Below are 16107 nucleotides of genomic sequence, written 5' to 3'. Positions count from 1 at the left end.
ATCAACCGCATTACACTTTTTACGCGAATGGTGAAAAAGTGCTGCGGTTGCCCGCTTTTATCGCCATTTTTCCACACTATCATCACCAGAACGCGACAGTGAGGTGCAACTTATGGCTAAGTTTGGTGCCAGGCTTCATGATTTTGGCAAAGGATTGATGATGCCCATTTCGGTGATTGCCGCCGCGGGCATTTTTCTTGGCGTGGCCGCGGCGATGCAAAACCCGGCGGTGGTCGGCGAGTCGTTTAGCCAGATGGCGCTGCCGCAGCTGGTGATTGGGTTTATCCGCAACATTGCTGGCGCGTTGTTTGCCAACCTGCCGCTGTTCTTTGCCGTTGCCGCCGCCATTGCCCTGGCCAAAGACGAAAAGCCCACCGCTGCGTTCGCCGCGGTGATTGGCTTCCTGACCATGCATATGGGCATCAGCTACAGTCTGTTGAGCCAGGGGATTACCGCGCAAACCACCACGCCGGCCTACCTGACCGCGCACGGCATGGGGCGCACCGAGGCGTTGATGTACTCCGCCGAATTTAGTGCAACGCTGGGCATATTTTCTTACCAGATGAGCGTGCTGGGCGGGGTGATTGCCGGTCTGATCACCGCGTTTTTGCATAACCGCTATTACACCATCGTGCTGCCGACGGCGATTAACTTCTTCGGTGGGCGGCGCTTTGTGCCGATCGTTACCGTACTGGTGATGCCGCTGGTGGGGATTGCGCTGTCGCTGATTTGGCCAACCATCGGTGCCGGCATTGCCTGGATTGGTCGGTTGATTGGCCATTCCGGCATTTATGGCACCTTTGTCTATGCCTTCACCGAACGAATTCTGATCCCCACCGGTCTGCATCACATCCTCAATGAAACCGTGCGTTTCACGCCGATTGGCGGGGTTTCGCCGCCGTTTCATGGTGAAAGCATCGTCGGCGCGCTGAACATTTTCAATACCGCACTGGCCAATCCCGGCGCCTTTACCGATCAGGTGGTGCGTGGCGCCACCCGTTTTCTGGCGCAGGGCAAAATCCCGGTGATGATGTTCGGTATGCCGGCAGCGGCGTTGGCGATTTATCACTGTGCGCGGCCAGAACATAAAAAACGCGTTAAGGCGCTGATGATGGCCGGCGCGTTGGCGTCCTTTACCACTGGCATTACCGAACCGCTGGAATTCACCTTTATCTTCGTGTCACCGCTGTTGTTCGTCTTCCATGCGATAATGAGCGGCCTTTCCTTTGCGCTGATGCAGCTGTTTGGCGTGATGATTGGCAACGTACAGGGCGGTGCGATCGATTTTCTGGTCTTCGGCGTGTTGGGGGGCAGCCAGACCGCATGGTGGTATCCGCTGTTGCTGGGCGCGATCTATTTCCCGCTGTATTACTTCACCTTCCGCTTGGTCATTACGCGTATGCAGGTCAAAACCCCTGGTCGCGAGGACGACGACAGCGCATCGCCGCCCGAGGTGGTGGTGGCACCCAACGAGCAGGTGGCGCGCATTATCGTCGGCCTGGGCGGTAAAGAGAACATTCAACTGGTGGATTGCTGCTTTACCCGCCTGCGGGTCAAGGTGGTGAACATGGATGACATCGACGACGAGGCGCTGATGGCCAGCGGTGCCAGCGGTATCAAACGCGCCAGCGACGAGGATATTCAGGTTATTTACGGTTTGCAGGTCGAGAAGATCGCCAATCAGGTCAAGCAGGCGCTGGCGTAAAGGCGGCAGCGCGATTGCCCGTGTCGGCCTGGCTACGTAATATCTTAAAAAATTGCGGACGATCGAGGATGGCTTATGCTTAATTTTCCTTTGGTATTTATTTATATCCTAAATAATTAAAGCAGCTTGGTCGGCAATTACTGCCAGGGTGTGGCTTGATAATGACGGATATAGTGCAGTTGATTACCGATTATCAAAATATGGCTGATAAATATGATGAGAAATCGCTGTGTTATATTGACGACCATGTTGTTCTCGGCCGGCGACGCGCTGGCCGATCCATTGCCAATCAGCCCGCAAGAATTGCACGCCATCGTACACGAGGATGGCGGGGGATTAAGGGATCTCTATCAGGTATTGTCCATTATCGGCACCACGCCGGGTATCAGCGCGGCGAATTTTCGTCTGACCCACGATGACACCGATCCGTTGGAGATCGACTCCTACAAACTCTCGCCGTCGCATGCGTTTGACGTCGGCATCGACGGCTTCAGACCGTATATTGAAGGCACTTTCGGTTATGTCAAAAGCGATCAGTCTCTGGATTTAGGCGATTTTGATTCCACCGCCAATCACCTGAAACTGAAGACCAAAACCCTGTCGGTGCTCGGTGGCGCCGGGGCTGAATTTGACATTGCCAGCGGCACCATTCTGCGGCCGATGGCGTTATTCGGCTATTCGCGTTCCTCCAATGACACCACGTCTTCCGGCAATTTTGGCGACCAGTTCCACAGCGCCGGGCGCGGCCTGCTGTTTGATTTTAAAATCAACAGCCTGCTGTACGGTGGCGCGCTCGAAATCGAACAGAATCACCGCTGGCAAAACGATGTGAATCTGACCGCCAACCTGCGTTACAACTACCTGGTAGATGACAGTTACAGTGCCAGCGATCCGGCGCTGGAAGGGCGTGACGATTACAGCGTGATGACCGCCGGGGCTGAACTGAATGGCCCGACCGATCAGACGCTGTTCGGTCAGCCGTTGCGCTGGATTGGCTTTGCCAGCGGTACCTATATGCCACAGATCAAGGGTGACATCGGTTTCAACTCTTTCGTGGAACTTGGCGCCGGCATCGAGCTGGTCGACAGCGACGTGATCCCTGGTATTGGCGGCGTCAGCCTGCGGGGCTCTGGCATCCTTGGCGACGGCGTAACAGGCTGGAGCATCGGGCTGGCAGCGGAGTTCTAACGCCGTGTCAGTCTGTTGGCGCAGGCCGGGGCGGCCCGCGTTGGCAGTCGGCCTACAGTTGCTGTACCAGCGCCTGCAGTTGCCGGATCAGCGGATTTTCCGCGTTTGACGCGTAAGGGGCCGCGGTGGACTGCCTGACCACCAGGGTCGTCGGCAACAGATCGTTAAACGCCTGGTGCGGTCGATCCTTCATCCCCACCAGATGATCGACCGCACGCTTGCCGATCAGATCAAAATCCTGCCTCACCGTGGTCAGCGCCGGATGGAAATACTGACTGTCGGGGGTATCGTCATAGCCAATCACCGAAACATCCTGCGGTATGCGCTTATTGATTTGCCGTAAGGCGCTCATCACCCCCAGCGCCATCTGATCGCTGGCCACCAGCATCGCGGTGATATCCGGGTGCCGGCTGAACAGTTCCACGGTTTTTATCCAGCCGCTGTTGGCGCTCCAGTCGCCGTATTCGGTATCGACTTCGGTGATGCCCGCCTGATACAGCGTGTCGCGCCAACAGGCGAGACGCAGGCGGGCCGAAATGGAGCTTTCCGGACCGGCCAGCAAACCGAATTTTCTGTGTCCCAGGTCGAGCAGCAGATTGACGCTGCTGGCGGTGCCGTCGCTGTGCAGAAAACCGAGGTGGCACACCTGTGCGGCGGGGGGAACGTCGAGAAACAGCAGCCGGATGTCGGGATTATCTCTGGTCAGGGTTTCGGCATCGGCTTTTTCCAGCGGCAGGCTCATGACCACGCTGTTGATCTTTTGCGCGCGGAATTCGTTCAACGCCGATTGCAGGCTCGGCAACTGGCCGGTTTTCAACATCGAGATCGCCACCTGGTAGCCGGCCAGTTCCGCATGATGCTTGAATGATGAGGCGATTTGCGACGGGGCATGCAGCGCCAGCGAGGTGGTGATCAAGCCAAAGGTCGGCAACGCCTTGCCAGCCAGGATCTGCGCCGAGCGGTTGGGCACATAATTGAGCGTATTCATCGCGGCCAGTACTTTTTTGCGCGTGCGTTCAGCGACGATAGCCGGGTTGTTCAATACTCGTGACACGGTTTGCTGCGATACGCCCGCTTCTATTGCCACATCTTCCAGGGTTGCCTGACGTCTGGTCATCGATTCGCTCTCTTCTTAACGGCACGCTTGGCGTCTGTGATAAGCCGTACTGTCGGAAAATGTCTAAAAAAAACATTTTATGTCGTGCGTAATACATTATGTGAAACAACCGATAAATAGCGTGATTTAACTCAAAGATAATCACTTATTTGATTGCTGGTAAGGATAATAATCGTATTTACTCGTTTAAAAATGTATAGCGCTATACATTCCACAGACAGCAGGAAAGGACGGTTATGAAGCATCATATTTATGCGGTAAACGCGGTGTCACCGGACAGTGTCCTCCAGCAGGTCATTGCCCGACAGGACTGGCAAAATCCGGCGATCTGCCATCTCAACCGCTTGCCGGCCCATCCGCAGTTTCGCAGTTGGCGTGCACTTGAACCGGCCAGGGATAACCGGCGCTCCGAACAGCGGGCGTCGCTGGATGGCGAATGGCGTTTTGCCTACCTGGCGCGGCCAGAAGCGGCCGATCCTCGCTGGCTGGTTGAGGATAGCCCGGAAAGTCGGCCCGTCAGCGTACCTTCCAACTGGCAAATGGACGGCTATGATGCGCCGATCTACACCAACGTCCGTTATCCGATAGCCACCAGACCGCCGTTGGTGCCGGAGGATAATCCCACCGGCTGCTATTCGCGCGAGATCGACATTCCCGCTGACTGGTTGAGCAGCGGCAGCACCCGCATCATCTTCAACGGCGTTAATTCGGCGTTTCACCTTTTTTGCAATGGCCGCTGGATTGGCTATTCGCAGGACAGTCGTCTGCCGGCCGAGTTTGATTTAACCGACGCGCTGCATGCCGGTGGCGGCAATCGCCTCTGCGTGATGGTGATGCGATGGAGCGCGGGAACCTGGCTGGAAGATCAGGATATGTGGCGCATGAGCGGCATCTACCGTTCGGTCTCGCTGCTGCATAAACCGGACGCTCATCTGGCGGATTTTCAGCTGACTGCCGGGCTGGATAGCGAATATCGCCACGGCACGCTGCAGGCTTCTGTCCAGGTGGCGGTGGGTAAGGCGACGTTGAGCGGGTTACAGGTTGACCTGTCGCTATGGCGCGGTGATGAAAAGATTGCCGGTCAACGCCAGCCGCTCGGCAGCGCGGCGGTTGATGAGCGCGGTGGTTATGCCGAACGGGTGACGTTTGGGCTGCCGGTGGCGGCACCGGATTTATGGAGCGCGGAATTGCCGCATTGCTATCGCGCCGTTATTGCCCTGTATGACGCCGATGGACAACTGATTGAAGCCGAGGCGGCGGACACCGGTTTTCGCCGCGTCGAGATCGTCGACGGACTGCTGAAACTCAACGGCCAGCCGCTGCTGATCCGTGGCGTCAACCGACACGAGCATCATCCGCAACGCGGTCAGGCCATCAGCGAAGAGGATATGCTGCAGGATATTCTGCTGATAAAGCAGAACAACTTTAATGCGGTGCGTTGTTCACATTATCCCAATAATCCCCGTTGGTATGAGCTTTGCGATCGTTATGGGCTGTATGTGGTGGACGAGGCCAATATCGAGACGCACGGCATGGTGCCGATGGGACGGCTCAGCGACGATCCGGCCTGGTTCCCGGCCTACAGCGCCCGAGTCACCAGAATGGTGCAGTGTAACCGCAATCATCCCTCAATCATCATCTGGTCGCTGGGCAATGAATCGGGGCATGGCAGTCTGCATGACGCGCTGTATCGCTGGCTCAAAAGTAGCGATCCTAGCCGTCCGGTGCAGTATGAAGGCGGCGGCGCCAACAGCGCGGCGACGGATATCATTTGCCCGATGTATGCTCGGGTGGACGAGGATCAGCAGATCCCGGCGGTACCCAAATGGTCGATAAAGAAATGGATCGGCATGCCGGGCGAACAGCGTCCGCTGATCCTGTGCGAATACGCCCACGCGATGGGTAACAGCCTCGGCAATTTTGACGAGTACTGGCGCGCATTTCGTCAGTATCCCCGCTTGCAGGGCGGGTTTGTCTGGGACTGGGCCGACCAATCGCTGCTCAAGAACGACCTGAATGGCGTACCGGCGCCGGCCTATGGCGGTGACTTCAACGATACGCCGAACGATCGCCAGTTCTGCATGAACGGCCTGGTGTTTGCCGACCGCACGCCGCACCCGTCGCTGCACGAAGCCAAACAGGCGCAGCAGTTCTTTCAGTTTTCGTTGCTGAGCACGGCGCCGCTCGAACTGGCCGTCAGCAGCGAATACCTTTTCCGCCCTAGTGACAACGAGCGGTTGCATTGGCGCATTGAACAGGACGGGCGCGAATGGCGGTCCGGTGAGCTGCCGCTGGCCATTGCGCCACAGGGGAGTAGCGTGATTGTCCTGGCTGAAGCGGGCGATTTGCCAGCGAACGCCCGCGATCTCTACCTGATCGTCGAGGTTATCCAACCGCAGGCCACCGCCTGGTCGCCGGCAGGGCACCGTGTCGCATGGCAGCAGTTCCGCTTGCCGACGGCGCTGGTATTGCCAGACGTTGTCAAAGCGGCCGGTTGCCCGCAACTGCAACAGCATGAGGACGGGTATCGGGTTTCGCACGGCGAGCAGCAGTGGCGGGTCGACCGCGCCAGCGGTCTGTTAAGCCAATGGACGGTGGCGGGCGTGGATAAACTGATTTCGCCGTTTACCGACCAGTTCGTGCGCGCACCGCTGGATAATGACATTGGCGTCAGCGAGGTGGAGCGCTGCGATCCCAACGCCTGGGTTGAACGTTGGAAAAAGGCCGGACTTTATGATTTGCAGCGGGTTTGCGCTCACTGCACGGCGCAGGCTTACGCGGATCGGGTGGAGATCTGCAGTACCTTCCATTACCGCTATGGTGAGGAAATCCTGATCGTCAGCCGCTGGCAGATGGTGATTGACGGCCAGGGCGCGTTAACCATCAGCGTCGAAGGGCAGCGCGCCGAACATCTGCCCGCGCTGGCGCGTATCGGTATGGTTTTCCAGGCCACACCGGATGCCGCCGAGGTCGAGTGGCTAGGACTGGGGCCGCATGAGAACTATCCCGATCGCCGGCAGAGCGCCTGTTTTTCACGCTGGCGTCTGCCGCTGAGTGAAATGGTCACCCCGTATGTCTTCCCGACGGAAAATGGCCTGCGCTGCGACACCCGCGAGCTCAACTGGGCCGGTTGGCACATCGACGGATTATTCCATTTTTCCATCATGCCTTACGGCAGCAAACAGTTAATGGAGGTCGACCATTGGCATCTGCTGCGTGCCGAAGCGGGTATCTGGATCACGCTGGATGCCCAGCACATGGGCGTCGGCGGCGACGATTCCTGGACGCCGAGCGTGCATGACGCGTGGTTGTTGCAGGACTCGCAATGGCGTTATCAGGTCACTATCAAACATCGGTAAGCGTGGAGGGGGGCGAGCCCCCCCATTACAAAATAATAATCCAGGTGACACTATGAAACTGACTCAACTCTCGGCGCAAGAACGGCATAATTTTATTTATTTTATGCTGTTTTTCTTTTTTTACTATTTCATCATGTCGGCGTACTTTCCTTTTTTCCCGATATGGCTGGCGGATGTCAATCATCTGACCAAGACTGAAACCGGGTTGGTTTTTTCATTTATTGCCCTGTTTGCCATTATATTTCAGGTGGCTTTCGGGTTGATCTCCGACAAATTGGGCCTGCGTAAACATCTGCTATGGGCCATCGTTATTCTTTTGATTCTGTTTGCCCCTTTCTTTATTTACGTGCTTGCCCCGTTGTTGCAATACAATATTTATGCCGGCGCGTTGGCCGGAGGATTATACCTGGGGTTTGTGTTCTCCGGCGGTGCCGGCGCGGTAGAGGCCTATATCGAACGCGTCAGCCGCACCAATCGCTTTGAATACGGCAAGGTGCGGGTTTCGGGCTGCGTGGGCTGGGCGATTTGCGCGTCGATTACCGGGTTATTGTTCAGCATCAATCCCAATATCACCTTCTGGATCGCCTCGGGCTTTGGCATAGTATTGGCCATTCTGCTGATTGTTTCCCGCCCGCAGCCACACCAGACCGCGCAGGTGCTGGATAAGCTGGGCGCCAATCAGCGCGAGTTTTCGCTGACGATGGCGCTGGAACTGTTAAAAATGCCGCGTTTCTGGGCCTTTTTATTATACGTGGTTGGCGTTGCCAGTATTTATGACGTGTTTGACCAGCAATTCGCCAACTTCTTCAAAGGCTTCTTTTCATCGCCCCAGCGCGGCACCGAGATTTTTGGTTTTGTGACCACCGGCGGGGAGTTGTTGAATGCCTGCATTATGTTCTGTGCCCCGTTTATCATTAACCGTATCGGTGCCAAAAACGCATTACTGGTGGCCGGTGCCATCATGTCGCTGAGGATCATCGGCTCGTCATTTGCCAGCAGCGGCATTGAGGTCATTGTGCTGAAAACGCTGCATATGTTCGAGCTGCCATTCCTGCTGGTCGGCACCTTCAAATACATTTCTTCGGTGTTCGATCCACGGGTGTCGGCGACGCTGTTCCTGATAGGATTTAACCTGTCGAAACAGCTTTCAGGCGTGGTGCTGTCTGCCTGGGTGGGAAGAATGTATGACTCGGTAGGGTTCCATCAGGCCTATCTGATCCTGGGCCTGATCACCAGCGTGTTTACCATTATCTCCTATTTCACCCTGACGGGGCGCAGCCTGTCGTCAGCGGTAGAAGCGAATCCCGCCCCGCGCTAACCTTCGCGCTGGCCCACGGCGAAGCGACAGGCCCGCTCGGGTTTCCCTGAGCGGGCTTTTCTTATCATAACGCCGGTGAACGGGGTTAACATTGCCAGTCAATGACCGTCAATGCCTCGCTATGGTGGCAGGCTTTTACGGTGCCGATTGAGCCGCTGCGGTGAGCCGTGCCATCAGAATAAGGTTTCCAGCTGTTGTTCGACCTGGTAGCCATCATCAACCAACAGCAGCGTTTTCCACTTATCGAATGTCAGACACGGGTGGGAGGTGCCAAATACCAGAATATCGCCGGGCTGTAAGTCGTAGCCGGGAGTCAGGCTGAGCATGCAGTGTTGATCCATGATGCCGATGCTGCTTATCGCCCCCGCTGGCAGCGGGAGTGCCGTTCCATGGCGATAATGGGCGACAGGCTGCGGCAAGCCGGCATCAAACGCGCAGTCACGTTTGCCGAAGTTCACCACCGCACGATGGTTTTCCGGCACCGATTGCACCATCGCCACCAGTTCCAGGGCGGAGACCAGGTCGCCTGCCAACTCGCAGGCGATGGGGTCACGCTCGATTAGCCGTTGCTGAGCCTGGTGATAAATCCCCTGGTCGTGGGTGATATAACAGCCGGGGCGGATCGCAATGCGGCACTGCGCCGGTTTTTCGGCCGCAAGCCAGCTATTGCACACCACGTCATACCACACGGAACCGGCTCCGGTGAGGATAAACTCGCCGTCCACGTAAGCCGCCATCTGGCAGGCAAGGGTGGCGGCGTCACGCAGCAGCGCCTCCACCTGAGGTTGCGGGTTATCGCCATGCAAGACGCCTTCATATAATTCCAGCCCGCGTAGACGTAACCCCGGTAAGTTGGCGATTTCCGCAGCCAGTGCCAGCGCGCTGTCAGTGCTGCGACAGCCACAGCGCCCGCCGACCACCCCCAGTTCCACCAGTACATCCAATACCTGATTTTGCTGACGGAAGAAGGCGGAAAGCGTCCGTGCATTCGCCAGACTGTCGATACAGCAAATGAAATCAACCTCGGCATAATGCGACTTCAGGCGCGAGATCAGCTGCATGTTGGCTTTACCCACCAATTGGTTAGCCATCAGCACGCGCTGGATACCGCTCGCCATGGCTGCATTTGCCTGCCAGGCGCTGCCAACGCCGATAGCCCAGGCGCCAGCCCGTTGCTGCCACTGAAAAATCGCGGGCGTCATGGTGGTTTTACCGTGCGGTATCAACGAAACTCCGCGCGCATTGGCATAACGCTGCATCCAGTCGATGTTGTTCATCAAGGCGGCTTTTTTAATCACCGCCGCAGGCAGACACACGTCTTCGTTGAGCACGTTGGCGCATGGGTTCATCAGCGCAGATTTGTGGGGTACCAGCATCTCGGATTGGTATTTCATAACATGACTCCTTTGATTTTTTATGGCGATCGGATTGGGTAACTAAACTTAATCTATTGAATTTATTTGATTATTTAGTTTTTATTTATTTTTATTGAATTAAAGTACCACAATTTCATGGCGATTTTGTGTGGTTTTTCACTGTTTTCAGCGTGTGTAAATGGTTTACTGCTGCACAGAATGCATAGGGAGCTGAAGACAATGAAAGTTGACTGGTTATTCAGGAATGTCACGGTGGTTGATGGCAGCGGGGGTGAGCAATACCGCGCTGATGTGGCAGTGGCGGGCGATCGCATTGTGGATATTGCACCGTCGCTCGCGGTCACAGCGCTGCAGACCATTGAGGGTGAGGGACGGGTGCTTGCTCCGGGTTTTATTGATGTTCATACCCACGATGATACCAACGTCATCCGCATGCCGGCCTATCTGCCAAAGATAAGCCAGGGGGTGACGACGGTGATCGTTGGCAACTGCGGGATCGGTGCCGCGCTGGCGACCATCAAGGGCGAGGTGCCGGATCCGATGAACCTGCTGGGTGAGAAGGCGCATTTTATCTACCCTAGCGTGGAGGCCTATGCGCACGGGGTCGAGGCCGCCAGGCCGGCGGTGAATGTGGCAACGCTGATTGGCCACACCACCTTGCGCAACAATCATATGGACGATCTTTTTCGCTCGGCGACGGCCGCAGAAATTGCCGCGATGCGCCTCCAGTTACGTGAAGGGTTGCAACAGGGGGCATTGGGGTTAAGTACCGGGCTTGCCTATGCCAGCGCCTTTAACGCCAGCACCGAGGAAGTGATGGCGCTGGCGGAGGAGCTGGCCGGCGAGCAGGGGATTTACACCACGCACCTGCGTTCCGAGTTCGAGCCGATCCTCGAGGCGCTGGATGAGGCTTTCCGTATCGGTCGTCACGCCAAGGTGCCGGTGGTTGTGTCGCACCACAAATGCGCCGGGGCCAACAACTGGGGGCGCACCGTCGAGACGCTGGCCTTGTTTGACCGCATGCGTCAACGACAGGAGATTGGCTGCGACTGTTATCCGTATTCCGCCAGCTCTTCTACCCTCGATCTCAAGCAGGTGACCGACGAGTTTGACATCGTGATTACCTGGTCGCACCCCCACGCGGAACAGGCAGGGAAAACGCTGCAACAGATTGCCACTGACTGGCAGCTGAGCCTGCATGACGCGGCGAAGCGCCTGATGCCGGCCGGTGCGATTTATTACAACATGGATGAGCGGGATGTACGCCGGGTGCTGAGCTACCCGGTGACGATGGTGGGTTCAGACGGACTGCCTAATGATCCGATGCCGCATCCGCGCCTGTGGGGCGCGTTCCCCCGCGTGCTGGGGCATTACTGCCGTGATGAAAAACTGTTCCCGCTCACCGTGGCGATCCACAAAATGACCGGCCTGTCCGCCGCGCGTTTCCGTCTGCCGCAGCGGGGGCTGGTAAAAGTGGGCTACTATGCCGATTTGGTGTTATTCGATCCGCAAACGGTACGCGATATCGCCAGTTTTTCTGACCCCAGACAGCCGGCCGTCGGCATTGAGCGGGTGATGGTGAACGGCGTGATGAGCTATGGGCCACAACAGCAGGTTATCGGGCGAGCAGGGCGTTTCCTGCGTCGTCAACGTCAGCAAGAAGGGGCATGATAATGAGTATTACACGTTACGGGATCGACGGCGCAACGGGAACCGGCGGGCAGCATCTGCCGTTTGCCCGTGCGGTGGCAGCGGGGGGCTGGCTGTACGTGTCCGGCCAGACACCGATGAAAAATGGCGAAGTGGTCGAAGGCGGTATTGTCGATCAATCCCGTCTGGCGATTCAGAACTGCCTGGATATCATGGATGAGGCGGGTTATACCCTGGCAGATGTGGTACATGTCAAGGTGATCCTGACGGATGCACGCTATTTCCAGTCGTTCAATAAAGTATTCAGCGAAATCTTTGGCGCCAATCCTCCGGCACGTATTTGCTGTGTGGCGGATTTGGTGGTTGATTGTAAAGTTGAAGTTGATATTACCTGTTATAACGCGTCACGCGCGTAATTAAATAAAAATACAATCTCATTTGCTCATTGAGTGCTGAAATTATTCAGCGCTCAGGCTTCTCTCTACCTTACACTCATTAACTGGCAGGATGTGAATAATGAATAGTCATGTCTTTTTAGTCGGATTTATTGTTTATGCCATCGCCATGATCTGGCTTGGCTGGTACGTATCCCGGAACCAGAAAAGTGGAGAAGACTTTCTGCTCGGCGGGCGCTCGCTACCGCTGTTTTTAACCCTCGGATCGACGGTCGCCACCATGGTTGGCACCGGTTCCAGCATGGGGGCCGTCGGCTTCGGCTACAGCAACGGCTGGGCGGGCATGCTCTACGGTGTCGGCGGCGCTATCGGGATTTTGCTGGTCGCCTGGCTATTTGCTCCGTTGCGTAAATTACGTTTTATGACCATGAGTGAAGAATTGTCTTATTATACCGGCGGCAGTCATCTGATTAAAAATATCGTCGGGCTGATGATATTTATTGCCTCAATTGGTTGGCTGGGGGCGCATATTCTCGGCGGCAGTCTCTATTTGTCGTGGGCTACCGGTATTGACCTGACCGTAGCCAAATTGATTATCGCGCTGGCTTTTGCAATTTATGTGATTATCGGCGGCTATTCGGCGGTGGTCTGGACCGATACGATTCAGGCGCTGATCCTGTTCTTTGGTTTTATTCTGATGGCGATTCTGGCGGTGATTCACGTCGGCGGCTGGCAGGCGATTGAGCAGGCGATGGATCCGCAAGCTCTGAGCCTGTTTGCGATTGACAAACTGGGCCTGGTGCCGGCGTTGTCGCTGGCGACGGTGATCGGTGTCGGCGTGCTGGCTACCCCATCGTATCGCCAGCGCATCTACTCGGGTAAAAACGTGTCCTCGGTGCGCCGCTCGTTTGTCTATACCGGCGTGTTGTATCTGTTTTTCTCCATTCTGCCGGCGATTATCGGCATGGCGGCCTTCACCATGAACCCGCACCTGACCAACAGTAACTATGCTTTCCTGTTCGCCACCGGTTTCCTGCCCGCCATTCTCGGCATGGTGGTGCTGATTGCCGGTTTGTCGGCCACCATGTCTTCCGCCAGTTCCGATGCCATCGCCGCCGTCGCCATTATGATGCGCGATGTTTACACCATGGTGACCGGCAGAATGCCGCCGGAAAACAAGGCCATTCTGCTGTCGCGCATCATGCTGGCCGGGGTGATCGGCCTGGCGTTGATCTGCGCGCTGACCTCCAACGACATCATCAGCTATATCACCAAAATGATTTCGATGCTGATGTCCGGGCTGTTTGTCTGCTCGCTGCTCGGTCACTTCTGGCTGCGCTTTAACTGGCAGGGCGCGCTTACCGCGCTGATCGCCGGCATGCTGACCTCGATCGTCATTCTGGCGAAGGCCGACTGGCTGGCCTTCTGGGGGAATCCGTGCATTCCGTCGGTGGTGGTGAGCTTTGTCAGCTCGCTGTTTGTTACGCTGATGACGCCTGCCAGCACCTTGAGTCGGGAAGACGCTCTGGCGATGATCACCCGGGAACGTGAAGACCAGAGCGTGGTGGTCGTTACCGACAAGGCATCAGGCAATGCGGGGTAAGGGCATGATCGACGATTATATTGCCATTGACTGGGGGTCGACCCAACTGCGCGCCTGGCACGTGCAGCACGGCGACTGTATCCATTCACTCAACCTCCCGGCGGGGGTAAGCCGTCTGAAAGGGCAGGCACCGCGCGACATCTTCCAGCGCTACATCGCCCCCTGGCGCGGCAATCGGAACATACCGGTCATGATGGCGGGGATGATCGGCAGTGAGGCGGGCTGGCAGACAGTGCCCTATCTCGATTGTCCCGTACGACTTGAGGATATCGGCTCACAATGCCAGCGTGTTGATGAGAATGTCTGGATTGTGCCGGGGCTGAAAACCGTGCGCGATGGCGCCTGCAACGTGATGCGCGGTGAGGAAACGCAGCTGCTTGGCGCAGCACAGCTGTCGCCTGCCAGCTGTTACGTACTGCCGGGTACGCACTGCAAATGGGTGTGGTCACCGCAGGCCAGCATTGAGGATTTCACCACGGTGATGACGGGGGAACTGCACCATTTATTATTGAGCCATTCATTGATCGGCCACGCGCTGCCGGAACAGCAGGAGGATGCCGCGGCGTTCCGCCAGGGGCTGGCAACCGGTGTGGATTCTCCCGCCTTGCTGCCAAAGCTGTTTGAAACCCGCGCCCGCTGGCTGTTGGGGGCGCTGAAAAAGGAATCGGTCAGCGACTATCTGTCGGGCTTGCTGATCGGTGCCGAGCTGGCAACGCAGACGGGGCAGCGGCAACCGTCATCGGTCACGCTGGTTGGTGCAGAACCATTACTGATGCGCTACCAGGCAGCCTTCGATCTGCTGGGAATAACGGTAAGCCAATGTTCGGGCGACAGCGCATTTTTGCAGGGTATAAAGAGGATAATCAATGATGGATATTAAGCTGATTGCCATCTTGCGCGGTGTCAGGCCAGAAGAGGCTGCCGACCATGTTGCGGCCTTGATTGACGCGGGTTTACGCTACATCGAAATTCCGCTCAACTCCCCCGGTTGGCAACAAAGCATACCGCAGATGATACGCCAGTATGGTCAGCAGGCGACGATCGGCGCCGGAACGGTGCTGAATATCGAGCAGGTGGACTGGCTGGCCAAGGTTGGAGCAAGACTGATTGTCACGCCCAATACGCAACCCGCTGTCATTCGCCGGGCGCTGGAGCATGACATGCTGGTGTGTGCCGGCTGTGCCACCGCCAGCGAAGCGTTTACTGCGCTTGAGGCCGGCGCGCAGTGCCTGAAAATCTTTCCCTCAGCCGCTTTTGGGCCGGCGTACATTAGCGCACTGAAAGCGGTACTGCCGCCTGAGGTATCGGTGTTGGCTGTCGGCGGTGTAACGCCGGACAATATTGTCGATTACCTGCAGGCGGGCTGCTGTGGCGCCGGGTTGGGTAGCGATCTGTATCGTGCCGGGCAAAGCGTACAGCAAACCGCAGCACAGGCCCGACGATTTATTGCCGCCTGCGGTTAATCTCCTAGCGGCTGGCGGTCATCGTGGTTTTCACGGTGACTGTCCAGCGCCAGCTTGATGCGGCGCAAGCGGTCTTTTGCCTGCGCCTTGTTTGCCATCGCCAGTTCGGTTGCCAGCACATCCACCATCGCCAGCATCGCATAGCGTGACGTGCTGGGTTTAAAGATATAGTCGTTTTCACGCACCACCAGCGGCAACACCAGATCGGCCTGCTCGGCCAGCGGCGTATCCGGCGGGGTGATGGCGATCACCTTGGCCCCATATTGCCGGGCAATGGCCGCGCTGTTAGTCAGTTCACTGGCATGGCCGCCGAGCGAAAGGGCAATCACCACGTCCTTCGGCGCCACCGCCGCACACATCATCCGCACCAGCAGGCCATCATTCTGATGGACGACCGGCAGTCCGAGGCGAAAGAGACGGTGCTGTAACTCTTGAGCACAAATGGTGGAGCCGCCGCCCATGCCAATTGCCAGGATTTGCCGAGCCTGGCTCAGCCAGTTCACCGCCAGCTGCAACGCTTCGGTATCCAGGGCGCGTCGGTTGGTTTCCAGCACGCTGATGATAGATTCGTAAATGCCCTGTACGCCCTCAAGATCCGGTACATCCAGAATAAAGCGCTGTCCCACCGCCAGCGACTGGGCCAGGCGCATCTTGAGTTCGCGAAAATCCTTGCAGCCCAGGGTTCTGGCGAAACGGGTGATTGAGGCCTGACTGGTGTCGGTGTGGTGCGCCAGGCTGGCGATAGGCAGCTCGGCGGCAGTGGCAACATCGTCCAGAATAAAGCGCGCAATGCGTTTTTCTGTTGCTGTCAGTGCCATGAAACGCTCGGTGATGCAGGAGATTATGTCGATGCTGTAGGTCATTAGACGGTATCAACGTAGTGGGAAGCTACGATCCTTTTTATCATGTGGGGTATTTAATGCAACTAAGCAT

Annotated in this window: 12 protein-coding genes; 9 read left to right on the top strand and 3 right to left on the bottom strand. The window is 56.9% G+C overall.

The features are described 5' to 3' along the window. Nucleotides 1-112 precede the first annotated feature (112 nt). Together AC2AXP_RS10310 and AC2AXP_RS10305 are read left to right on the top strand one after the other, a co-directional pair. Nucleotides 113-1705, top strand: coding sequence for a PTS transporter subunit EIIC (locus tag AC2AXP_RS10310; protein ID WP_004961088.1), 1593 nt, complete (start codon nt 113-115; stop codon nt 1703-1705). A 237-nt stretch (nt 1706-1942) separates the two neighbouring features. Beyond that, complete coding sequence (locus tag AC2AXP_RS10305) at nt 1943-2893, top strand: hypothetical protein (protein ID WP_484381622.1); 951 nt, start codon at nt 1943-1945, stop codon at nt 2891-2893. Between the two features lie 52 nt (nt 2894-2945). Here AC2AXP_RS10305 and AC2AXP_RS10300 read toward each other — a convergent pair whose 3' ends face one another. After that, complete coding sequence (locus AC2AXP_RS10300; RefSeq protein ID WP_004961092.1) at nt 2946-4010, bottom strand: LacI family DNA-binding transcriptional regulator; 1065 nt, start codon at nt 4008-4010, stop codon at nt 2946-2948. 236 nt (nt 4011-4246) lie between these two features. Here AC2AXP_RS10300 and AC2AXP_RS10295 point away from each other — a divergent pair, with 236 nt between their 5' ends. Both AC2AXP_RS10295 and AC2AXP_RS10290 read left to right on the top strand, forming a co-directional pair. Further along, nucleotides 4247-7369, top strand: a complete 3123-nt coding sequence (locus AC2AXP_RS10295; protein ID WP_004961098.1) for a beta-galactosidase — start codon at nt 4247-4249, stop codon at nt 7367-7369. Nucleotides 7370-7421: 52 nt separating this feature from the next. Continuing rightward, entirely contained in the window at nt 7422-8687 is a 1266-nt protein-coding gene (locus tag AC2AXP_RS10290; RefSeq protein ID WP_088499733.1) for an MFS transporter, read from the top strand. Nucleotides 8688-8860: 173 nt separating this feature from the next. Here the strand turns inward: AC2AXP_RS10290 and AC2AXP_RS10285 are convergent, their stop codons facing one another. Further along, nucleotides 8861-10081, bottom strand: coding sequence for an amino acid deaminase (locus AC2AXP_RS10285; RefSeq protein WP_004961102.1), 1221 nt, complete (start codon nt 10079-10081; stop codon nt 8861-8863). Between the two features lie 201 nt (nt 10082-10282). Here AC2AXP_RS10285 and AC2AXP_RS10280 point away from each other — a divergent pair, with 201 nt between their 5' ends. From AC2AXP_RS10280 to AC2AXP_RS10260, 5 genes are all read left to right on the top strand, one after another. After that, complete coding sequence (locus tag AC2AXP_RS10280; RefSeq protein WP_484381621.1) at nt 10283-11734, top strand: N-acyl-D-amino-acid deacylase family protein; 1452 nt, start codon at nt 10283-10285, stop codon at nt 11732-11734. Between the two features lie 2 nt (nt 11735-11736). Then, nucleotides 11737-12129 carry a RidA family protein gene (locus AC2AXP_RS10275; RefSeq protein WP_039991925.1) on the top strand — a complete coding sequence of 131 codons (393 nt, stop codon included), beginning with the start codon at nt 11737-11739 and terminating at the stop codon, nt 12127-12129. Nucleotides 12130-12229: 100 nt separating this feature from the next. Beyond that, nucleotides 12230-13711 carry a sodium:solute symporter family protein gene (locus AC2AXP_RS10270; protein ID WP_198772987.1) on the top strand — a complete coding sequence of 494 codons (1482 nt, stop codon included), beginning with the start codon at nt 12230-12232 and terminating at the stop codon, nt 13709-13711. 7 nt (nt 13712-13718) lie between these two features. Further along, a complete protein-coding gene (locus AC2AXP_RS10265) occupies nt 13719-14591 on the top strand; it encodes a 2-dehydro-3-deoxygalactonokinase (protein ID WP_332874796.1) in 873 nt (290 codons plus the stop codon). Continuing rightward, a complete protein-coding gene (locus AC2AXP_RS10260; protein ID WP_004961110.1) occupies nt 14578-15174 on the top strand; it encodes a 2-dehydro-3-deoxy-6-phosphogalactonate aldolase in 597 nt (198 codons plus the stop codon). The genes AC2AXP_RS10265 and AC2AXP_RS10260 overlap by 14 nt, the downstream gene beginning before the upstream one ends. Here the strand turns inward: AC2AXP_RS10260 and AC2AXP_RS10255 are convergent. Beyond that, the gene (locus tag AC2AXP_RS10255; protein ID WP_004961111.1) at nt 15171-16037 is read right to left on the bottom strand and encodes a MurR/RpiR family transcriptional regulator; all 867 of its coding nucleotides are present in this window, start codon (nt 16035-16037) and stop codon (nt 15171-15173) included. The two genes, AC2AXP_RS10260 and AC2AXP_RS10255, sit on opposite strands and share 4 nt — an antisense overlap. Nucleotides 16038-16107: the final 70 nt, after the last annotated feature.

The organism is Serratia sp. Sp408 (genome assembly GCF_057180665.1).
This window is presented reverse-complemented; position numbering and strand designations above follow the sequence as displayed.